The following is a 21,015-nucleotide window of genomic DNA, read 5'->3' as shown; positions in this document are numbered from 1 at the left end:
AAGGAATGATTATGGCCAGAGGCCAAGAGCGTGGCGTGGAAGGCATCGGCAACTCGGAAACCGCTGTTGTCGAAAGAACCGTGGCCGAACAAATCCTCCACCCCGAGGCGGGTTCCAAACCGCCGCCGGAGCCGCAAGCGGTTGCGGACGGGAAAGGCGACGGCGACCGTCCGTCGTCCGGCTTCGGTTTCCGCCGCACGCCGGGCGGGCCGTGGAACGATCCCGTGCCGGTACGGGAGGAACTGTTCGGCATCGAACGGCTTGAGCAGCACGCGGCAACGCTTGCGCTTGCCCAGCCGGTAACGAAGCGGCCGCCGTCCGTCCAGTCGCTGCACAAGCGCCTGAAGAGCAACGCGGCGGTCCTGCTTGCCGCCTATCGTGCCAGCGCCCTGGAGGTGGAGAACGAGCGCGGCGTCGTGCCGGCGGCCGAATGGCTGCTGGACAATTACCATCTGGTCGAGGAGCAGATCCGCGAGATCCATGACGACCTGCCGCCCAACTATTACAGGCAGCTGCCAAAACTCGCCGAGGGGCCCTTCGCCGGATATCCACGCGTCTTCGGCATTGCCTGGGCCTTCGTCGCGCACACCGACAGCCATTTCGATCCAGAGACGCTCGTCCGCTTCATCGCCGCCTATCAGAAGGTTCAGCCGCTGACGATCGGCGAGTTGTGGGCCGTGGCGATCACTCTGCGCATCGTGCTCGTCGAGAACCTGCGCAGGCTTGCCGACCAGATTACCGCCGGGCGCCGCATGCGTGCCGAGGCGGATGCGCTGGCCGACCGGCTATTGGCGAACGAGGGTCGCGGCAGCGCGCTTGAAAAGGTCTCCGCCGACCCCCTGCCCGAGCTCTTCGCGGCCCAGCTTGCCAAACGGCTGCGCGACCAGGACCCCAGCACGACGCCGGCGCATGGCTGGCTGGAGGCGCGGCTGGCAAGGCAGGACAGCTCGGTGGATGCCGTGGTGCGGCATGCCCAGCAGCGCCAGGGCGCGTCGAATGTCACGATCAGGAACATCATCACCAGCATGCGGCTGATCAGCGATGTCGACTGGGCCGATCTCTTTGAAAAGGTCAGCCTCGTCGACGCCCGCCTGTCGTCCGATGGCAGCTTCGCCCGCATGGATTTTGCCACGCGCAACCTCTATCGCAGCGCCATCGAAGACCTCGCCCGCGGCTCGGACCTGTCGGAACTCGACATTGCAGGGCAGGCGGTGAAAGCGGCACGGGCGGCACCGGTCACGGGCGACACCACCTCGCAGGCCGAACGTATCGGCGATCCGGGCTACCATCTGATCGCGGAAGGGCGGCCGGCCTTCGAGCGCACGATCGGGTTCCGCCCGCCCCGGCATCTGATCGCCGGGCGGCTGGCGGCGCGCACGGGCATTGCCGGTTATGTCGGGGCGATCGGGCTCGTGACGGCGATGCTTCTGGCGCTTGCGCTATGGCTGCTGTCCATCGCCGGTCTCTCGGCGCCCGGCTTGATCGTCTTCGCGGTGCTGGCGCTGTTGCCGGCAAGCGATATCGCGACGGCGCTCGTCAACCGCTTCGTGAGCTGGAGCCACGGCGCGACCGGTCTGCCGGGACTGGAACTCGCGCAGGGCGTCCCATCGTCGTCACGCACGCTGGTCGTCGTGCCGACGCTCCTGAGCAATCGTGCCGACCTGCTGGAGCAGATCGAGCGGCTGGAGGTCCATCATCTCTCGGGCGCGGGCGGCGACCTGAGCTTCGCTTTGCTGACCGACGGAAAGGATGCCTCACAGGAGACCGTCGAGGGCGATGGCGCGCTTTTGGCGCTCGCCGTCGAGACCATTGCCGACCTCAATCACCGGCACGGGCCGGGTCCTTCCGGCGACCGCTTCCTGCTTTTGCACCGCAAGCGCCGGTTCAATGCCGGCGAGACCCTCTGGATGGGCTGGGAGCGCAAGCGCGGCAAGCTGCACGAACTCAACCGCCTGCTGCGCGGCGCCACCGACACCAGCTTTATGGCGCTCGGCGGAAAGCCGCCGTCTGTCCCGCCGGACGTGCGCTATGTCATCACCCTCGACGCGGATACGAAACTGCCGCGCGACACGGTCCTGCGGCTGATCGGCAAGATGGCGCATCCCCTCAACCGGCCGCGTTTCGATACCGTGCAGCAGCGGGTCGTCGACGGCTATGCGATCATCCAGCCGCGCGTCACCCCGTCGCTTCCCATCGGTCGCGAAGGCTCGCTCTACCAACGGGTCTTTTCCGCGCCCGGCGGCATGGACCCCTATGCGGCGGCCGTTTCCGACGTCTATCAGGACCTGTTCGGCGAGGGTTCCTATACCGGCAAGGGCATCTATGACGTCGATGCCTTCGAGGCGGCGCTGGCCGGGCGCATACCCGAGAATACCCTTCTCAGCCACGACCTTTTCGAGGGCACGTTCGCGCGGGCGGGGCTTGCCTCCGATGTCGAGGTGGTCGACGATTTTCCGTCGCGTTACGACGTCGCCGCCCGGCGCCAGCACCGCTGGACGCGCGGTGACTGGCAGCTGCTGCCGTGGATCTTCGGGCGGCGGGCACTTCCCGCCCTCGGCCGCTGGAAGATGCTGGACAATCTGCGCCGCACCCTCATCGCGCCGTCGACATTCGCGGCGCTCGTGGCCTGTTGCGCGATGCCGTTGCAGGCGGGCGTGACCGCGGCGCTGCTGGTCGCGTCCTGCATCGTCCTTCCCGCTTTCCTGCCGGTGGCCTTCGCCATCCTGCCGCGCCGCAGCGGCCTGCAATGGAGCAGCCATGCCGTCAGGCTTGCCGGCGACATCAAGCTTGCCGCGATGCAGGCCGCGCTTGGCCTTTCCTTCCTGCCCGATCAGGCGTGGCGCAATTGCGATGCCGTGTTCAGAACTGCCGGCCGACTGCTGGTGACGCGTCGGAAACTGCTGGAATGGACGACCGCCGCGACATCCGGCAATCGGACACGGCTGACGCTTGCCGGCTTCTACCGCGACATGGCGGGCGGCACGGCGACCGCGCTGGTCCTTCTCACCGCTGCCGTCACGTTTTCGCCGGCCGCCTGGCCTCTGGCGCTGCTGCTGGCACTCCTCTGGTCGGCCGCGCCCGCCGTTGCGCTCTGGGTCAGCCGGTCGCCGACGGCGCGGCCGGGCAGGGCGCTTTCGGATGCCGATGCGGTGGAACTCCGGCTGGTGGCGCGGCGCACATGGCGGTTCTTCGAAACCTTCGTCACGCCGCTGGAAAACATGCTGCCACCGGACAATTTCCAGGAAACCCCGCTGCCCGCCATCGCCCACCGCACCTCGCCGACCAATATCGGCCTCTATCTTCTCTCGACGGTCGCCGCGCGCGACTTCGGCTGGGTGGGAACCCTTGAAGCGCTCGAACGGCTGGAAGCGACTTTTTCGACGCTCAAGCGGCTCGACCGGTTCAACGGACATTTCTTCAATTGGTACGATACGCGCGATCTGAGGACCCTTGCTCCGCCCTATGTCTCCTCCGTCGACAGCGGCAATCTCGCCGGCCATCTGATCGCGCTGGCGAATGCCTGCGAAGAGTGGGCCGGGATGCCGCCAGCGGAAGACGGCGAGGGCTTCGGCGATACGCTGGCGCTCGCCCGCATGGCCCTTGGCGAGACGGCCGGCAATCCCGGTGCCAGCCTGGCAGCCATTCTTGACGAGGCGGAAACCCTCGTTCGCGGCCCGCAATCCATAGAGGCTGCAACACCCGCATTGACGCGGCTTCTGGACAAGGCCTTGAAACTGGCCGAGCAGGCAGGACCTGCCGATGGCGGTAAGGCCACCGATCTGACCTTCTGGATCGGGGCGCTCGGGCGATCCGTCACGCAGTCCGCGCGCGACCGGCAGGTCTTCCGCGACGATGCCGCCTCCGTGCGAGCCCGGCTGCAAACGCTTGCGGACACGGCCCGCACCATGGCGCTCGACATGGATTTCGCCTTCCTGTTCGATCCCGACAGGAAACTGTTGTCGATCGGCTATTCGCTCGCCGACAACGGGCTCGACCCGAACTGCTACGACCTTCTTGCTTCGGAAGCCCGGCTTGCGAGCTTCTTCGCCATCGCAAAGGGCGATGTCAGCACGCGCCATTGGTTCCGCCTCGGCCGGGCGGCGACGCCGCTCGGCAGCGGCTCGGCGCTGATCTCCTGGTCGGGCTCGATGTTCGAATATCTCATGCCGTCGCTCGTGATGCGCGCACCGGCGGGAAGCCTGCTCGACGACACGAACCGGCTGATCGTGGCGCGGCAGGAGGCCTATGGCCGGTCTCGGCATGTGCCCTGGGGCATATCGGAATCCGCCTTCAATGCGCGCGATATCGAGTTCACCTATCAATATTCCAATTTCGGCGTGCCGGGGCTCGGCCTCAAGCGCGGGCTGTCGGGCAACATGGTCATCGCCCCCTACGCCACCGGCTTGGCCGCCATGGTCGATCCCCATGCCGCGCTCGAAAACTACCGGCATCTCGAATCCCTCGGCGCACGCGGCGTGCACGGTTTCTACGAGGCGCTGGACTTCACCCGCGCCCGCCTGCCCGAAGACGCGCGCGTCGAGATCATCCGCAGCTACATGGCCCATCATCAGGGCATGACTATCGTCGCTATCGCCGTCCTCCTGCAGGACGGGCGCATGCGGGCGCGGTTCCACCGCGAGCCGATGATCATGGCCAGCGAGCTTCTGCTGTCGGAGCGCATGCCGCGCGACGTGGCGATCGCCCGTCCGCGCGCCGAGGAGGTCAAGGCATCCGCCGGCATTTCGCTGAACCCGGCGCCGTCGGTGCGCCGGCTGGCGCTGCCCGTTGCCGGCGCGCCGGTCACGCATCTCCTGTCCAACGGGCGCTATGCGGTCATGCTGACGGCCTCGGGCGGTGGCTACAGCCGCTGGCGCGATATCGCCGTTACGCGCTGGCGCGAGGATGCGACCCGCGACGATTGCGGCGCCTTCATCTTTCTTAGGGACATGCAGACCGGTACGGTCTTCTCGCCCAGCCTCCCGGCGGCGGGCGACAGGGCCGAGGCCTCGGTGGTCTTCGGCGAGGACCACGCACAATATATCCGCCATGACGAGACGCTGACGACGGAGATGGATGTCATCGTCTCCGGCGAGGACGACGGCGAGGTGCGCCGCATCTGCCTCACCAACAGCGGGCGGCGGGCACGCGAGATCGAACTGACCTCCTATGCCGAACTGGTGCTCGCCACCCCGGCCACCGACAACGCGCATCCCGCCTTCGCCAAGATGTTCGTCGAGACCGAGCATTTGGCCGAATACGGCGCGCTCATCGCCACGCGCCGCCGCCGGGCGCCTTCGGAGGCCGAGATATGGGCCGCCCACTTTGCCGTGGTCGAGGGCGATGCGATCGCCGATCCGCAATACGAATCCGATCGTGCCCGTTTCCTTGGGCGCGGCCGCACCATCGCCACCGCCGCCGCTATCCATGACGGGCAGGCGCTGTCCAACACCGCGGGAACCGTGCTCGATCCGATCTTCGCGCTACGCCGCAGCGTGCGGGTGCTTCCCGGCAAGGTGGCGCGCATCGCCTTCTGGACGGTCGTCGCCGGCTCGCGGGACGAACTCCTCGAACGCATCGACAAGCATCACGACAGGAGCGCCTTCGAGCGGGCGAAGACGCTCGCCTGGACCCAGGCGCAGGTGCAGCTTCACCATCTCGACATGGATCTGGAGGAGGCGGCGGACTTCCAGCGCCTTGCCGCGCCGATCCTCTATGCCGACGCGCGCTTCCGTCCCGCCTCGGATGCCATCCTCGCTGGTGCCGGGCCGCAGTCGGGCCTGTGGCCCTACGGCATTTCCGGCGACCTGCCAATCGTGCTCCTGCGCATCGAGGATACCGAAGATCTTCCCCAGTTGCGCCAGATGCTGCGCGCACACGAATACTGGCGCATCAAGCGGCTCGCCGTCGATCTGGTGATCGTCAACGAACGTGCCGCCTCCTATGTGCAGGACTTGCAGAACGCCGTTGAAGCCGCCGTGCGCTCCAGCCAGTCCCGCCCGCGTTTTGGCGACATGCCGGCGCAGGGCGCGGTGCATGTGCTGCGCGCCGATTTCCTGAAGCAGGAGACGAAAAACCTGCTGAACGCCACCGCGCGCGTCGTGCTGTCCGCCCATCGCGGCCTCATCGCCGATCAGCTGGCGCGCCTTTCCGCCGGCATCGAGCGCCTGGCTCCGCTGCCGCCGCGCTTTCCGTCGAAGCCCCCGGCCGAGATGGTCTCGTCACCGGTGGATCTGGAATTCTTCAACGGGCTGGGAGGCTTCGACAGGAATGGCACGGAATATGTGACCGTGCTGGAAAACGGCGCGACGACCCCGATGCCCTGGATCAACGTCATCGCCAATCCCGCCTTCGGCTTTCAGGTGTCGAGCGATGGCAGCGCCTATAGCTGGGCGGAAAACAGCCGCGAGAACCAGATCACGCAATGGTCGAACGACCCGGTCGGCGATCCCTCCGGCGAGGCGCTTTACATCCGCGACGAGGAGACACTGGAGCTCTGGAGCCCGACGGCCCAGCCGATCCGGGATAACGGACGGTATATCGCGCGCCACGGCTTCGGCTACAGCCGTTTCGGGCATCGGGCGCATGGGATCGAAAGCGAATTGCTCTCCTATGTGCCGCTCGCCGATCCGATCCGCATTTCGCGGTTGACGCTGACCAACCATTCGTCGCGGCCGCGCCGCCTGTCGGTCACGAGCTATGCCGAGTGGGTGCTCGGCACCCTGCGCGGTGCAAACGCGCCGTTCATCGCCACATCCCTCGATGCCGGGACGGGCGCGATCTTCGCCCGCAATCGGTCGGCCATGGGTTTCCCCGGCCGCGTCGCCTTCGCCGATCTCGGCGGCCGTCAGACCGCATGGACCGCCGACCGCGCGGAATTCCTCGGGCGGGGCGGCAGCTCCGCGCGACCGGCGGCGCTTACAAGAAGAATGCCGCTCGGCGCCAAGGTCGGCGCGGGTCTCGATCCATGTGCCGCATTGCAATGCACGATCGCGCTCGACCCGGGCGAAAGCATCGAGCTCGCCTCCTTCCTTGGTGAGGCCGCTTCGGCCGAGGTGGCCGGCGCGCTGATCACCCGCTACCGCGCCGCCGATCTCGATGCGGTTCTTGCCGACGTGAACGCACATTGGCAGACGCTGTTGCAGACCGTGCAGGTCACGACGCCGGACCGGGCGACGGATATCATGCTGAACGGCTGGCTGCTCTACCAGACGCTTGCCTGCCGCATCTGGGCGCGCTCGGCCTTCTACCAGGCCAGCGGCGCCTATGGCTTCCGCGATCAGTTGCAGGACGGCATGGCTTTGGCCTTCGCCCGGCCGGAGGAGACGCGGGGGCACATTCTGCGCGCCGCCGGGCGGCAGTTTGCCGAAGGCGACATGCAGCATTGGTGGCTGCCCCATTCCGGCGCGGGTGTTCGCACGCGGATTTCCGACGACCGCGTGTGGCTCGCCTTCGCCACCGCGACCTATATCGGAACGGCTGGCGACGCGCCGATCCTCGATGAAGCCATCCCGTTCCTGGACGGGCCGGTCCTCGCCGAGGGAGAACACGATGCCTTCTTCCAGCCGACGCCCTCCGGCGAGACGGCCTCTCTCTTCGAGCATTGCGCCCGCGGCCTTGACCAGGCTGTCGCGCTCACCGGCCGGCATGGCCTGCCGTTGATGGGCACCGGCGACTGGAACGACGGCATGAACCGGGTGGGCGAGGGAGGCGAGGGCGAAAGCGTCTGGCTCGGCTGGCTGCTGATCCGTACGATCGACCTGTTCGCGCCGCTTGCCGAGAGCCGCGACCCAGAGCGCGCCGCGCGCTGGAAGGCACATGCGCAGACGCTCAAGGCCTCCATTGAAGGGGAAATCTGGGACGGGGCCTGGTACCGGCGCGCCACCTTCGATGACGGCTCATGGCTGGGATCGAAGGATAATGACGAATGCCGGATCGACAGCATCGCCCAATCCTGGGCGGTCCTGTCCGGCGCTGCCGATCCCGCCCGCGCCGCCGCCGCCATGGCGTCGCTGGAGCACCATCTGATCCGCAAAGAGGACGGCCTCGCGCTCCTCTTCACGCCGCCTTTCGATGCGACCCCGCGTGATCCGGGCTACATCAAGGGCTATCCGCCGGGCCTGCGCGAAAACGGCGGCCAGTACAGCCACGCCGCCATGTGGGCGATCCTCGCTTTCGCCCGGCTGGGGGAGGGCGATAAGGCACACGATCTCTTCGCCCTGCTGAATCCGATCAATCACGCAAACACAGCCGAGGCGGCAGAACGCTACAAGGTCGAGCCCTATGTGGTCGCCGCCGACGTCTATTCGGTCGCGCCGCATATCGGGCGCGGCGGCTGGACATGGTACACGGGCTCCGCCGCCTGGATGTACCGTGCCGGCATCGAGGGCATCCTCGGCCTGCGCCGGGAAGGCGGAGTGCTCGTGATGGAACCCTGCCTGCCGGCATCATGGCCGCAGGTCAAGGTGACGGTCAGAATGGGGGATACGCGCTACGACATCCACGTCAGGAGGGCTTCGGATCTGCCAGACAGCCCGCCCTCCGCGACGTTGGACGGCGCGCCGTTGCCCTACGCCGGCGACCTGATACGTTTGCTGCTGGATGGCGGCGACCATGTTCTGGTAGTGATTGAATGAGGAGACGCTCGAGCTCGAAAGTCGCATCGGCCTGAAATTTGCCGAGTTATAACGGGAGTTTGGGTATTCAAATCCGTACAAGAGTATTGAAGATATCTACGTGTATAGACTATTTTTGGGGGAGTGCTTCCTATGGGGCACGCCTCTTCCTTGCTACGGATAGAGGAAGGCTGCCGGCATAGGTGACATAACGTTGACATGGCATGACATCGATGGTGATGGTGCGGCCAACTTTGTATTGCTGTTTTCCCTTGCGCTACGACAGCCGTAATGACTGTCTCAGAAGACCGGCACGGCCGATGCATTCCAGTCCTTCTGGTATTTGGGTGCGGTGAAGTTCTTCCTGATCGGCTACCTGCTGGCGCGGCTCTGGTCGAGTGCCAAGGAGGGGCAGGCGGCGGGCCAGTTCTCGTCTATATGGGCAAGTCCGTCGTGCCGGCGATGCGTCGCGAAGGACTGCGCATTGGCGCCTGGAGCTCTCTGAAGATCGGCGTCGTGGTGATGACCCCGGCCCTGATCCTGTCTCTTGCCGCGCTCATCCTGCAGTGAGGTCCAGCAGCCTGTCCAGCACGGCTTCGATGTCGTCCAGGAAGCCGGCCCAAGTGCCGTCCTCATCGATGCCGACAATGCGCAGGAGAAACAGCCCTTCGACTGCCAGAAACGCTACCCTTGCTGCCTGTGCGTCCGACGACGCCGCGCCGATCCGCTCGAAGATTCCCAGGTACCACTGGCGCGTCTCCCGCATATTGTCGGGGTCCTGGAGATAGGTACTCATCAGGCCCGCCATCTTGGCGTTCATCGCCGGCTGCGAGGCGCGCATGGCACGGATATAGCTGCGGATCAGGTCGGTGGTGCTCGATGTCGCGTCCGTATCCAGCATCGCGTCGAACTGGCTCGTCCACCGCTCGATCAACGCGCGCACCAGATCATCCTTCGATGCAAAGGAATATTGCACCCCGCCTTTCGATATCCCTCCGGCTCGGGCCAGCGCGTCGATCGTAAGCGCCTTGGCGCCTTCGGTGCGGACGATCTCTTCGGCGAGATCCAGCAACTGCTGGCGGGTGATTGTCGGTTTCCGGCCCATTTCCATCCGATCGCATAGGATTTTCATATTGAAATCCATACGTATGTATTTATATCGGTGCCTGCAATGTATTTCAGGTGAGCCATGTTCTTTACCCCCGCCGATCCGAGACGCTGGCTGGTGCTGATAGCCGTCATGCTCGCCTTCCTGCCGGTCGTGCTCGACATGACGATCCTGCATGTCGCCGTGCCGACGCTGACCCAGGCATTAGGTGCTTCCAGTACGCAGGTTCTGTGGATCATCGATATCTATCCGCTGCTGATGGCGGGCCTTCTCGTGCCGATGGGCACGCTGGCCGACCGGATAGGTCAGCGTCGCATCCTGCTGATCGGTCTGGTTCTCTTCGGCACGGCATCCACACTTGCCGCCTTCGCGCCGAACGCAGCCATGTTGATCGCGGCCCGCATGCTGTTGGCAGTGGGCGGGTCGATGATCATGCCTTGCGTTCTAGGCATCATCCGCCGCGCCTTCGAGGATGAGGGCGAGCGTGCCATGGCGCTTGGCCTCTGGGGCACGGTCGGCGCGGCCGGTGCTGCCGTCGGCCCGTTGATCGGTGGGGGCTTGCTTGAGCATTTCTGGTGGGGATCGGTCTTCCTGATCAATGTACCGGTGATGCTGGTCGTTGCGCCCGCCTGCTTTCTGCTTCTGCCGCGCGACGAGCTTACGAGCCCGGGAAAATGGGCGATCGGCCAGGCACTCCTGCTGATCGCCGGCATGATTTCGGTCGTTTATAGTCTCAAGGCCGGGGTAGGAGCCAAACAACCGCTTTCCGCCGTCCTCCTTGTCCTCGCCTTCGGCGTTGCGATGCTGGCGCTCTTTGCGCGCAAGCAGTTGCACGCCCGCGAGCCGATGCTTGACCTGTCGCTGTTCTCCCGCCCGGCTATTGCGGCGGGGATGATCATTGCCGTCGTTGCGAGCGGGGCGCTGGCGGGCGTCGAACTGACGCTGGCGCAGGAATTGCAATATGTTCTGGACAAGACGCCGTTTCAGGCAGGCGTCTTCATGATTCCCATCATGGCGGCCGCAGCGGTGGGTGGGCCGGTCGCGGGTTATCTGTCGAACCTCTTTGGCCTGCGCCTCGTGGCCAGCCTCTCGCTGCTCGTCTCGGCAATCGCGCTCGGGTTTCTTGCGGTAAGCGATTTTCATGATCCGGGACTGATCGTTCCGGTATTACTGGCTGTGCTGGGGTTGATGCTCAGCATCGGCCTCACCGCATCGTCCATCGCGATCATGGGCTCGGTGGAGGCCAGCAAGGGTGGTGCGGCTGGATCACTCGAGGCAACGAGCTATGAACTCGGCACCGGCCTGGGGATTTCCTTGTTCGGCGTCTTCATGTCGGCAGCGTATCGTCATGCCATCGCAGTCCCCGAGGGCCTGGCCTTGGACGAGGCCGAGCAGGCCACACGCTCGATTGGCGACACCTATCTCGTCGCCCATCGGCTTGGCGTCGAACGGGCGGCGACGTTGATCGATGCTGGGAAAGATGCCTTCAGCGCGACCCACTCGGTATTGCTGTCGACCGCCGCCGGCGTGATCGGCATCCTCGCCGTCTTGGTGTTCTTCATGCTTGCCAGCTACCGCGAAAAGGAGGCGACCCGCCACTAGAGGGTTCAGCTACGACGCCGTCACGCACCCCTTGCTTTCAGACACTTCCGTAGCCGGCCGCGCGCATTCACATAGGGCGATGCCGTATTGAATTGGATCATACGCCCCATCGTCCATTTTCCGCCGCACCAGGCCCACCCTCTCGCTTCATGTCACCGAAATCATAGAAGAGGCTGGCTATAAAGCGTTGATCTCAGACAAAAGCTTTCAATCATCAAAGCGATGAGATCATGTTCGCGACGCGGCCGCCCAAATAGCCGGCGGGATCTGCCAGATCCAGCACGACGCTCGTATGTTTCAGGCTCGGCACTGGAAGGAGTTCGGAGGCGCTGTCCTGAGCATGGAGCTGCGTATGCAGGGCCGCCGCCTGCTTGTGGAATGGGTAAGTTTCCTCTGAGCCGAACGCGATGATCCGTTGAGGGCAAGCAAGCTTGTTTGACATCAGAGGCGACCAGGTAGGTGCTTCCGCCGCCGTCATCTGGGCTTCGTCCCGCAGAAAACTGTCTGGAATTCCAGATAGATCGTAGATGCCGCTGGCGAGCATAAGCCCACTGATAGAGGGAAGGGATGACCTCGCCGTCTCCTGCGGGCCTGTCGCCGCGAGAAAAGACGCCAGGTGCGCGCCTGCCGAATGGCCGCTGACCGTGAGCCTGCGAGCGTCCGCGCCAAAATCGCCGGCATGTTTCTCGAGACAGAGCACGGATCGGCGCACCTGGTCGACCAGCACTTCGAGGCGCTGGCCTGGCATCAGGAAGCCTATGTCTATGGCAATATGGTCTCTGCCAAGGGCTAGAGGCTGCCGGGACTTGTAGAGACCGGGCCGGTAGCCATGATCAGGAGGCTTGTCGGAGATGCTCGGTCCCGGCGGAAGGTTGACTGATGGCAGTTCGTTTTCCGCTCTCGCCGCTCTAACTTCGCGGCAAGTGTCGGCCGGGGAAGACGCTGACCGGGAAGAGGTTCAAGGCGCTGGATACGACGAGCGAGGAATGAAGGCGTGGGTCGAGCGCGTCCGCGAGGCCAGCCGCCCCTTGCGATAGATTCCAAAGGTAACCGCGACTACGGTCGTTTCGGCCTTCAATAAGCTGAATTTCGCCTCGCTATCTGAGGTATAGCGTGCTCAAGGCGATTAGCGGTGCAGCAAGCAGAGCGAATGTTGCGCTTCCAAAGTGCTGATATCCGATCACCCCGAAAACGCCCCCAATCGCAAAAGCGGCAACGGTGGCGAGATGGAGGCTTAAACGGCGCAGGACCGCCGCTTTCTCATTCGCCTCGCCGCTTGCAAGCATGGCAAGACCCACACCGATGTCGGTTGCCACGCCCGAGACGTGGGTCGTTCGCACACGACTGCCCGAGATCCTTGTCGATGCGGCGTTTTGCATGCCCATCGTGAAGCTCAGGAGCCCTACGAGCACCGTGCCATTCGACAGCGCCGTCGTCCCGACCGTGCTTAGTCCGACGAGTACCAGGATTGCGGCTTCAACGATCAATGTCAGGGCGTAGATATTGCGACGTTGCCGCCTCTTGCCGACCTCGATCAAGACGGAGGCAGTGAAAGCGCCCAATATGAACATCACGACGATGGTGAGAAAGCTGATCGCCGCATCGAACTGGGAAACAGCCAACAGTTCGGACGCCATCGAGATGTTGCCGGTCATATTGGCGGAGAAGAAGTGATACGCCATGAAGCCTGCGCTGTTAACGCTGCCTGCCACGAGTGACAGAATGGAGGCTAGCATCACGTCGATCGCGTGGGTTCTGGTGTCGCCTTCGTGAATAAGCATATGAGGATTCGCGTATCTGAAGAAACTGCAGCCGTGATGATGTGTCTTCCAATCGCCCAAAATGCGCCGAGCTAAGCAAAGCGTCGAGGGCGATGACACCACGACATTGAGGCTATGATGTCCAACTTAACCTCGACGCGGCGATCTTATTGTCAGCACTACCCGCCCGCCAGCCTGGGCAAAAGATAGATTTCCGCGCCCGCCGGCAGTTCCTTCGACCATGTGTCGCGATAGATCGTCCCGTCTATCGCAACTGCAATCCCGCGATCCATCAGCGGCGCGAGCCCAGGGAACCGTTCGCTCAACCTCTTGAACAGTTCCCTGATGTTTTTTGCCTCGACCTCGATCTTGCTGTTGCCCTCGGCCGCTGCGGCGAGCGCACCCCAGAGCGTCACCTCGACCATCGGGCCTCCTTATGCTTCGAGCGCCGCCAGGATCCGCGGCGGCGACATGGGGATATGCTGCATCCGCACGCCCACCGCATTGGACACCGCATTGGCCACGGCCGCAAGCGGGGGAACGATGGAGGTTTCCCCGACGCCGCGCACCCCATAGGGGTGATTGGGGTTGGGGATTTCCAGAATCTGCGTGTCTATCATGGGCAGGTCCGAACACACGGGAATGCGATAGTCGAGGAAACCTGCATTCTGCAGCCGGCCATCCTTGCCGTAGATATATTCTTCGTTGAGCGCCCAGCCGATGCCCTGCGCGGCGCCGCCTTGGTACTGACCCTCGACATAGGTCGGATGCACGGCTTTGCCGGCGTCCTGCACCACGGTGTAGCGTATGACCTTGGTGGCCCCGGTTTCGGGATCGACCTCGATGTCGCAGATATGGGTCGCGAAGGACACGCCCGCGCCGTCGGCCACGATCTCGCTATGACCGGCAATCGGGCCACCCGTGGTGCCGGATGCGGCCGCAATCTCCTTCAAAGACAGTTTCGGAAGATTTCCGTGCGTCTCGCCCTTGGCGACGGCATGGCCCTTTTCCCAAGTCACGTCATCGACGGGAATGTCCCACATCTGTGCCGCACGCGCGCGGAGAATTTTGATTGCGTTGCGCGCGGCGGAGATGGTGGCCATCGAGGATGAGAAAGTGCCGCGACTGCCATCGGTCATGTCGTTGTAGCCGAGGCTTGATGTATCGGCGATCACCGCTCTGACCTGCGCGTAGTCGATCCCGAGTTCCTCTGCGGCCACCAAGGATAGCGACGCGCGCGAACCACCCACATCCACCGTGCCGACAGCCAGTGAAACCGTGCCATCCATCCCGATATTCAGATCGGTGCATGTCTGGCCCCCGAAGTTGAACCAGAAGCCGCATGCCATGCCACGCCCCTGGTTCTTGCCGAGCGGCGCCTTCATGTGCGGATGGTTTTTCACGGCCTCCAATGTCGGGCCGATGCCGATCGGGCCATAGACCGGACCGTAAGAGGCCTTGGTCCCCTCTTGTGCGGCGTTCTTGATACGGAAGTCCACGGCATCCATGCGGAGCATCTTGGCGAGTTCATCGATGGCGCTTTCCACGGCAAACGCCGCCATCGGCGCGGAAGGTGCGCGATACGCCGCAGTCTTCGGCCGATTCACCAGCACCTCGTAGCCGACGGTCCTGACATTCTCGAGCTTGTAGCAGGCAAAGGCGGTCATGGCGCCGACCTCGGCCCACGATCCGGCATAGGGGCCGCACGAATAGCGAAGCGTGGCATCGGCGGCGATGATCGTTCCGTCCTTCAGCGCGCCGATTTTCACGTCGATCGACGTGGCACTGGTCGGGCCGGTTGCGCGAAAGACCTCGTCACGCGTCATGACCAGCTTGACCGGCCTGCCGGCCTTGCGCGACAGCGCGAGCGCGACCGGTTCAGCCCAGACATGCGTCTTGCCGCCGAACCCGCCGCCGATTTCAGACGACGTCACGCGCAGCCTGGAGGCTTCCAGGCCGAGCAATTGTGCGCAATGCTGGCGATAGACGAAGTGGCCCTGCGTGCAGACCCACAGATCCGCCGTGCCGTCCGAGCTGACATTGGCCACACACGCATGAGGCTCGATATAGCCCTGATGGGTCTGTTCGGTCTTGAACGTCCGCTCGACCACGAAATCGGCCCTTGCCATGCCGGCATCGACGTCGCCATGCCCGAACTGGCTGCGCATCGAAACGTTCGAAGCGCGATCCGGCTTCGGATCGACGCCCGTCGTGAAGATCGTCTCGTTGATGAGTGGAGCATCGGCAGCGAAGGCCTGGTCGACGTCGGTAACGTGCGGCAGGAGTTCGTACTCGACCTCGATGAGCTTGAGCGCCTGCCTGGCGGTGTGTGCATCGATCGCCGCGACGGCAGCGACGGCATGCCCGTCGTAGAGCGCCTTCCTGCGCGCCATGCAGTTGTCGAGAATGTCATACATCGCCGCGTCGCCGTTGGTGAGGTCGGGCAAATCCGCCGCCGTCACCACGGCCTTTACGCCGGGAAGTTGCTCGGCCTTCGACGTGTCGATCTTGCGAATGACAGCGTGGGCGTGCGGGCTGCGCAGAATCCGCCCGATCAACTGGCCGGGCATGTTGAAATCGGCACCGTAGCGTGCACGCCCCGTCACCTTGTCGACGCCATCAGGCCGGATGGGGCGCGTGCCGACGGAAGAGAAGCTGCGTGCCGCGTGGCTGGGATCGAAAGTCATGGTCATGCTCCTCTCATAACGCTGGCGGCGTCCTGAACGGCGCGCACGATTTTGTCGTAACCGGTGCAACGACAGAGATTTCCGGCAAGGCCGAAGCGTATTTCCTCTTCGGTCGGATCTGGATTCTTGGCCAGCAGATCCTTGGCCGCGATGAGAAAGCCGGGGGTACAGATGCCGCATTGCAAAGCGGCATGCTCGAGGAACTTCTGCTGCAAAGGATGAAGCTTGTCGCCCTCTGCCATGCCCTCGACGGTGGCGATCTGGCGGCCTTCCGCCTCGGCGCCGAGCACCAGACAGGAGCAGACCAGGCGGTCGTCGAGGATGATGCTGCAGGCGCCGCAGTCGCCCGTACCGCAACCTTCCTTCACCCCCATGAGCCCCAGGCGTTCGCGCAGCACGTCAAGCAGCGTCTCGTCGGCGTGACAGAGGAACTCGGCATGATCGCCATTGATTGTCGTCGAAACTGCAATACCTGCCATCACTCTTGTCCTGCACGTTGATAGGCGGTCAGCGCGACCCGCTTGGCCAGCACGCCCGCGACTTTCTTTCGGAATTCCACAGTGCCTCGCTTGTCGTCTATGGGGCGACAGGCGCCGGAACAGGCCTCGACAAGGCGGTCCAGCGTGCTGCCGTCGACGCGGGAGCCAACAAGGATATTGGCCGCCTCTTCGACCAGAAGCACCGTCGGTGCCGCGGCGCCGAGCGCGACGCGTGCCGACACGACGACGCCCCGATCATCGAGGGTGAGATTGACCGCGGCACTGACGACGGCGATGTCCATCTCGGTGCGCGGGGTGAACCGTTGATAGGCGTCGCCGGAATATGGCCGGCGCTTGTCGAGCAGAATGGCTTCGATGATCTCGCCGGGCGCAAGCGATGTTTTGCCGGGAGCGACCGGCACCATTTCGACGGCAACCGTGCGGGAACCGGCCGGACCTCTGATCACAGCCTTGGCGCCGGCCGCCACCAGCGCCGGCACGCTGTCCGCCGCCGGAGACGCGTTGCAGAGGTTTCCGACGATGGTGCAACGTCCCTGCACCTGCTTGGAACCGATCAGCCTGGCTCCTTCCACGACGCCGGGCCAAGCGCGCCGGAGGGCTGTATTCTCACCGAGGACTGCGCAAGGCACCGCGGCGCCGATGGCGAAACCTTCGTCGCTTTCGACGATGCGTCCCAGGGCGTCTATGGCTTTGATATCGATGATAAGGTCAGGCTCGATAAAACCGCCTTTCATTCTTACCAGCAAATCGCTCCCGCCGGCCAGGATCGCGGCCTTGCCTGACGCCTCGGCCAGCAGACCAACGGCGTCCTCCAACGAACTCGGGCGAATGTAGCGCAAAAGGAAACTCCTCGTGATGACGTCGGGTCGGAAGCAAATGTCGCAACCCGCTTAACCGATGCTGCAACGATAGGAGTGTCGCAGCCGTTCGACAACGCTATTGGATGCGCTGGTTCGATACAAGACGGCACCTGCATTCCTGATGGGCTACGAGTGTAAGTCCGATGAAGATACGCAGTCTGGGCTCGTGTGTTGGCCACGCACCGTCATGCCTCGCCAGCAAGCTCGACAGCCCGACTATGCGCTGCGGTTGCCGCGAGGCCGAGTAGATCTTTCAGGGCATCGTTTTCCATGAGCACGCGGAGCGCTGCTTCGGTGGTGCCGCCGGGGCTGGTGACCTGGCGGCGCAGTTCGGCAGGGGGCGTGTCGGTCGCCATCGCCAGCGCGCCGGCGCCGAAGACGGTTTCCCTTGCAAGGGCCAAGGCGGTTTGCGGCGGCAGGCCGAGCTGCGTACCCGCCTCGGCGAGGCCCTCGATGAAGTGGAAGACATAGGCGGGACCCGAGCCGGACAGGGCGGTGGCCGCGTCGATCAGCGCTTCGCGCTCGACGGAATGCACCGCGCCGCCGGCGGAAAGGAGCCTTGCCACCCGTTCGGCCTGCTCATGGCTCACGCGTTCATTGGCGAAGATGACCGTGGAGCCCTTGCCGATCGCGGCCGGTGTGTTCGGCATCGCCCGCACCGCCGCCACGGCGCCAAGGCCGGTCTCCAGCACTGAAACCGGAATGCCGGCGGCGATGCTGACGACGACGCTTTCCGTCACATGGGACCGGTAGGCCGGCAGCACCGCCGCCATGACCTGCGGCTTCACCGCCAGAACGACGGTCGCCGGCCTGAACCCGGCATCCAGCGCCTCGGCCGATGCATAGGTCCTCACGCCGAGCGCGTCGGCTTCGGCGCGCAGCGCCTCCGCCGGCTCGACTACATGCACATCGTCCGGGCGGATGAAACCGGCCGCGAGCCAGCCTTGCAAGATTGCCCGCCCCATATTGCCGCAGCCGACCAGAAGCAGTTCGCCCTTCGTCGCGACTTCGGTCATATCAAGCGCCTCCCGCCGGAACGCCGTTCGTGACCAGGTCGGCGATGGTCTTGCCCCAGCCGTTCTCTTCGGTGGCGAAGAAATCGCCGATCACATAATTGGCGGCCAGAACCTGCACCGGGCCGAGCGGCGAGAGTGGGTCGGTGGCGAGCGCGCCGAGCGAGACCGCGGCCGAGCCCCAATGGCAGGAGGTCATCTGGAAATCCGGTGAGGTATCGCGGGCGATCACCCGCTTGTTGAGGATTTTTCCGTCGGGCGCCGGCTGGATGTGGATGTTGAGATGCGGCGTGGTCTTCAGCGGCTCGGCCTGCGTGCCGTCGAAGGTGCAGTCGATGGTAATCAGCGGGATGCCATGGCGGACGACGCTTGCCGTCGCGCCGCCCGCGCGTTCGGTCAGTTCTATCGTGCCGAATTTTTTCGGATAGCCCCAGAGATCGCGGCCGGCGGCGATGGCGGCGTCATTGTCCTCGTATTCGAAGAGGAAATAGCCGCCCTCGCGGTCGCCGAAACGCACCGGGATGACGATGCCGGCATCCATGAAGGGGGCCTTCCGGCAATTGGTGAAGTCGGAGACGTAGACCAGGAACCGGTCGCCGGCGAGCGTGAACGGCGTGTTCTCCAGATATTGGCCGAGGATTGCCGGATCGCCCTGGCAGATGGCGTTGAGGCTGCGGTTGCCCGGGCACTCATAGGGCACGAAGGGATCCGGGATCAGCGGCGCCTGGAGCGGCATGTTGTTGGCATTGTGGAGCGGAATGCGGGTCATGGCTGTCCTCGGCCTTGTACGAAGAGACGATAGCGAATGAAAATATTAATGTGAAAATTCATTCAAGTGAATTTGATAGCGAAGCTTTCGGGTCCGTCAAGCGATTTTAGCCGCAACAGATGCGGTGTTGAGGGACTGTCTCAACGCCGCCTCCCAAGTGGGTTATCGGAAGGGCCATAAAATATTTCAACAAAAACAATTCTTTGAGCGGTAACTTAAATTCTGCGGCGAGCGTTGCGCTTGACAGTCGTAAAAAATTGATCTGAAATGTCAGTGCAACAAGGTTCTGAACGACGGTGAGCGAAATGAAACCATACGACCCGCTACAATTCTGGAATTTCCTGCGCTTCGGACCGGGAAACGTCACCTATGCCTGCCCCGGCCTGAAGACGCTTTCGGTCTATTGCCGCGGCGAGCGCACACAGATGGAACGGCTGCTGGAGCCGCTGCCCTTCGAACTGGCCGATGACCGCTTCGTCGTGTCGATCGCCGATTTCGGCAACAATTCCGGCCGCACCTATTTCGATGCGGCGATCATCCTGCCGATCCGCTACGGCGAGCATGTCGGCGGCACCTATTATTTCGAATACGAGGACAAGCACACCACCGTCGCCGGCGGGCGGGAATTGTGGGGCTATCCCAAGCATTTCGCCCGTATCGAAATGGAAGAGACGGAAACCGGCATGCGCGGCCGGACCTCTCTTTACGACGACGTGATGTTCGACATCGCCGTCGATTTCGACCCGTCCGTCAGCCGCGAGGCCTGGGCCGATCTGCAGCTCTTCCCGCATTACCAGGTGCGGGCGGTGCCGGAGGTCAACGGGGCTGGCTTCCAGTCCTTCGACATCATCAGCCGCAACACGATCAAGGATTACAAGCTGACCGAACGCAAGGTCGGCCGCGGCAGCGTCTCGCTCGGCGCGACGATTGCGGCCGGCGACGAGCGGCTGCGCGTGGTCGAGGTCCTCGGCGCGGAATATTCCATCGGCGATTTCGCCTCCACGCCGGAAAACGGCGTGCCGACGGTCGTGGCGTCGCTTGTTTGACGCATTTGCCATGCCGAATCCGGACGTCCGGGTTCGGCGCATCGATACCAGAATGAACGCTCGATCCTGAGGGGAGAACGAATAATGAGCAAGGTATCCATCAAGACGCTGCTGGCCTCCGTGGTTCTGTTTGCCGCGGTTCCGGCCATGGCGGCAGACGGCGCTTTCGGCCGTTGCGAATTGCACGCCGACGCCGCCAAACACGCTTTGACGCCGGCGCAGGAGGGCGTGCTGACCATCGCCGTGCCGCTGCCGTCGCCGCAGGCCTACCAGGGCAATACGCCCGAAACCATCGACGGCGGCTATCTCTATTGCCTCGGCGCGGAAATCGCCAATCGCGGCGGCCTCGGCAAGATCGTCGTCAAGAACGCCTCCTTCGAGTCGCTGGTGACGGGCAAGGGGACCGATTTCGACATGTCGATCTGGGACCTGTTCCCGACCGAGGAGCGCAAGAAATCCGTCGATTTCTCCGGCAGCTATCGCTTCACCGATACCGGCGTGATCGCCAAGGCCGGCAGCGACGTCACCGCCGAAACGCTGGGTGCCAAGCGCATCGGCGTGCTGCTCGGCTCGGTGCAGGAGAAGTTCGTGCGCGAGAAGCTGAAGCTCACCGGGGACCTGCGCATCTTCCAGTCCAACGACGACATGTGGGCGGCGCTGATGGCCAACCAGATCGACGCCGCGCTCGCCGATACCGAAACGGCGTTGCCCCGCGCAACGGCCTCGAACGGCGCGCTGAAGGTTTTCGGCCGTTATCCGGTCGGCGGCGATGTGGCGATCCTGTTCCCGAAGGGCTCGAAGAACGTCGCGCCTACTGACGCGATCCTCGCCGACATGCGCGCCGACGGCTCGCTCAAGGGCATCGAGGACAAGTGGCTGGCGCCGATCCTCGGCGCGCCTGTTTCCACCATTGCGGAGTGGTCCACCGAATGACGATGGCAAAGACCATGGGCGATCCGGTTTCGGCAACGGCGGCTGGCGGGGCAGCCCGCCAGACGCCGCCGCTGCCGACCGGCTGGCCGCTGGCCATGGCCGCCGCACTTGCGGCGGCCTCGGTC

General features: G+C 64.2%; 14 protein-coding genes and 2 pseudogenes. 5 read left to right on the top strand and 11 right to left on the bottom strand.

All coding sequences use genetic code 11. The features are described 5' to 3' along the window. Positions 1-11: 11 nt before the first annotated feature. Positions 12-8,633: a GH36-type glycosyl hydrolase domain-containing protein gene (locus tag AC27VQ_RS23770; RefSeq protein ID WP_488718260.1), complete on the top strand. Its 8,622-nt coding sequence runs from the start codon at positions 12-14 to the stop codon at positions 8,631-8,633. A gap of 417 nt (positions 8,634-9,050) precedes the next feature. After that, a complete protein-coding gene (locus tag AC27VQ_RS23765) occupies positions 9,051-9,182 on the top strand; it encodes a hypothetical protein (RefSeq protein WP_488718259.1) in 132 nt (43 codons plus the stop codon). Here the strand turns inward: AC27VQ_RS23765 and AC27VQ_RS23760 are convergent. Further along, positions 9,169-9,756 (bottom strand): TetR/AcrR family transcriptional regulator, encoded by a 588-nt coding sequence (locus AC27VQ_RS23760; RefSeq protein WP_488718258.1) that lies wholly within the window; start codon positions 9,754-9,756, stop codon positions 9,169-9,171. The two genes, AC27VQ_RS23765 and AC27VQ_RS23760, sit on opposite strands and share 14 nt — an antisense overlap. 45 nt (positions 9,757-9,801) lie before the next feature. On the opposite strand from AC27VQ_RS23760, the gene AC27VQ_RS23755 reads away from it, so the two are divergent. Next, positions 9,802-11,322 carry an MFS transporter gene (locus AC27VQ_RS23755; protein WP_488718257.1) on the top strand — a complete coding sequence of 507 codons (1,521 nt, stop codon included), beginning with the start codon at positions 9,802-9,804 and terminating at the stop codon, positions 11,320-11,322. Between the two features lie 20 nt (positions 11,323-11,342). On the opposite strand, the pseudogene AC27VQ_RS23750 reads toward AC27VQ_RS23755, so the two are convergent. The 10 genes and pseudogenes from AC27VQ_RS23750 to AC27VQ_RS23705 form a co-directional block, all read right to left on the bottom strand. Next, a pseudogene (locus tag AC27VQ_RS23750) lies at positions 11,343-11,456 on the bottom strand (ClbS/DfsB family four-helix bundle protein); the annotation flags it as partial. 80 nt (positions 11,457-11,536) lie between these two features. Further along, the gene (locus AC27VQ_RS23745; protein ID WP_488718296.1) at positions 11,537-11,866 is read right to left on the bottom strand and encodes a hypothetical protein; all 330 of its coding nucleotides are present in this window, start codon (positions 11,864-11,866) and stop codon (positions 11,537-11,539) included. 18 nt (positions 11,867-11,884) lie between these two features. Continuing rightward, positions 11,885-12,022, bottom strand: a pseudogene (locus AC27VQ_RS23740) (alpha/beta hydrolase); the annotation flags it as partial. Positions 12,023-12,419: 397 nt separating this feature from the next. Beyond that, positions 12,420-13,103 (bottom strand): YoaK family protein, encoded by a 684-nt coding sequence (locus AC27VQ_RS23735; RefSeq protein WP_488718256.1) that lies wholly within the window; start codon positions 13,101-13,103, stop codon positions 12,420-12,422. Positions 13,104-13,261: 158 nt separating this feature from the next. Beyond that, positions 13,262-13,507, bottom strand: coding sequence for a MoaD/ThiS family protein (locus AC27VQ_RS23730; RefSeq protein ID WP_488718255.1), 246 nt, complete (start codon positions 13,505-13,507; stop codon positions 13,262-13,264). Between the two features lie 9 nt (positions 13,508-13,516). Beyond that, on the bottom strand, positions 13,517-15,769 hold the full coding sequence (locus AC27VQ_RS23725) for a xanthine dehydrogenase family protein molybdopterin-binding subunit (RefSeq protein ID WP_488718254.1): 2,253 nt from the start codon (positions 15,767-15,769) through the stop codon (positions 13,517-13,519). A gap of 2 nt (positions 15,770-15,771) precedes the next feature. Next, positions 15,772-16,248, bottom strand: coding sequence for a (2Fe-2S)-binding protein (locus AC27VQ_RS23720; protein WP_488718253.1), 477 nt, complete (start codon positions 16,246-16,248; stop codon positions 15,772-15,774). Beyond that, positions 16,248-17,108: an FAD binding domain-containing protein gene (locus AC27VQ_RS23715; protein WP_488718252.1), complete on the bottom strand. Its 861-nt coding sequence runs from the start codon at positions 17,106-17,108 to the stop codon at positions 16,248-16,250. Before AC27VQ_RS23715 ends, AC27VQ_RS23720 begins: the two co-directional genes overlap by 1 nt. A 206-nt stretch (positions 17,109-17,314) precedes the next feature. Continuing rightward, positions 17,315-18,145, bottom strand: coding sequence for a pyrroline-5-carboxylate reductase (gene proC / locus AC27VQ_RS23710; protein WP_488718251.1), 831 nt, complete (start codon positions 18,143-18,145; stop codon positions 17,315-17,317). Between the two features lies 1 nt (position 18,146). Continuing rightward, positions 18,147-18,911 (bottom strand): acetoacetate decarboxylase family protein, encoded by a 765-nt coding sequence (locus AC27VQ_RS23705; RefSeq protein WP_488718250.1) that lies wholly within the window; start codon positions 18,909-18,911, stop codon positions 18,147-18,149. Positions 18,912-19,216: 305 nt separating this feature from the next. Here AC27VQ_RS23705 and AC27VQ_RS23700 point away from each other — a divergent pair, with 305 nt between their 5' ends. Together AC27VQ_RS23700 and AC27VQ_RS23695 are read left to right on the top strand one after the other, a co-directional pair. Continuing rightward, positions 19,217-19,957 (top strand): acetoacetate decarboxylase family protein, encoded by a 741-nt coding sequence (locus AC27VQ_RS23700; RefSeq protein ID WP_313531457.1) that lies wholly within the window; start codon positions 19,217-19,219, stop codon positions 19,955-19,957. A gap of 84 nt (positions 19,958-20,041) precedes the next feature. Beyond that, positions 20,042-20,890, top strand: a complete 849-nt coding sequence (locus AC27VQ_RS23695; protein ID WP_488718249.1) for an ABC transporter substrate-binding protein — start codon at positions 20,042-20,044, stop codon at positions 20,888-20,890. Positions 20,891-21,015 lie beyond the last annotated feature (125 nt).

The organism is Shinella sp. 20P9.1.1 (assembly GCF_057798995.1).
The sequence above is the reverse complement of the archived record's forward strand: the minus strand, read 5'-3'. Positions and strand labels throughout refer to the sequence as shown.

What these genes read in the sequence shown, in the direction of transcription:
- AC27VQ_RS23770 (WP_488718260.1), top strand. Translation starts at nt 12, where the DNA reads ATGGCCAGAGGCCAAGAGCGTGGCGTGGAAGGCATCGGCAACTCGGAA.
- AC27VQ_RS23760 (WP_488718258.1), bottom strand. Translation starts at nt 9,756, where the DNA reads ATGGATTTCAATATGAAAATCCTATGCGATCGGATGGAAATGGGCCGG.
- AC27VQ_RS23730 (WP_488718255.1), bottom strand. Translation starts at nt 13,507, where the DNA reads ATGGTCGAGGTGACGCTCTGGGGTGCGCTCGCCGCAGCGGCCGAGGGC.
- AC27VQ_RS23765 (WP_488718259.1), top strand. Translation starts at nt 9,051, where the DNA reads ATGGGCAAGTCCGTCGTGCCGGCGATGCGTCGCGAAGGACTGCGCATT.
- AC27VQ_RS23700 (WP_313531457.1), top strand. Translation starts at nt 19,217, where the DNA reads ATGAAACCATACGACCCGCTACAATTCTGGAATTTCCTGCGCTTCGGA.
- AC27VQ_RS23720 (WP_488718253.1), bottom strand. Translation starts at nt 16,248, where the DNA reads ATGGCAGGTATTGCAGTTTCGACGACAATCAATGGCGATCATGCCGAG.
- AC27VQ_RS23725 (WP_488718254.1), bottom strand. Translation starts at nt 15,769, where the DNA reads ATGACTTTCGATCCCAGCCACGCGGCACGCAGCTTCTCTTCCGTCGGC.
- AC27VQ_RS23695 (WP_488718249.1), top strand. Translation starts at nt 20,042, where the DNA reads ATGAGCAAGGTATCCATCAAGACGCTGCTGGCCTCCGTGGTTCTGTTT.
- AC27VQ_RS23755 (WP_488718257.1), top strand. Translation starts at nt 9,802, where the DNA reads ATGTTCTTTACCCCCGCCGATCCGAGACGCTGGCTGGTGCTGATAGCC.
- AC27VQ_RS23745 (WP_488718296.1), bottom strand. Translation starts at nt 11,866, where the DNA reads ATGCTCGCCAGCGGCATCTACGATCTATCTGGAATTCCAGACAGTTTT.
- AC27VQ_RS23735 (WP_488718256.1), bottom strand. Translation starts at nt 13,103, where the DNA reads ATGCTTATTCACGAAGGCGACACCAGAACCCACGCGATCGACGTGATG.
- AC27VQ_RS23705 (WP_488718250.1), bottom strand. Translation starts at nt 18,911, where the DNA reads ATGACCCGCATTCCGCTCCACAATGCCAACAACATGCCGCTCCAGGCG.
- proC (WP_488718251.1), bottom strand. Translation starts at nt 18,145, where the DNA reads ATGACCGAAGTCGCGACGAAGGGCGAACTGCTTCTGGTCGGCTGCGGC.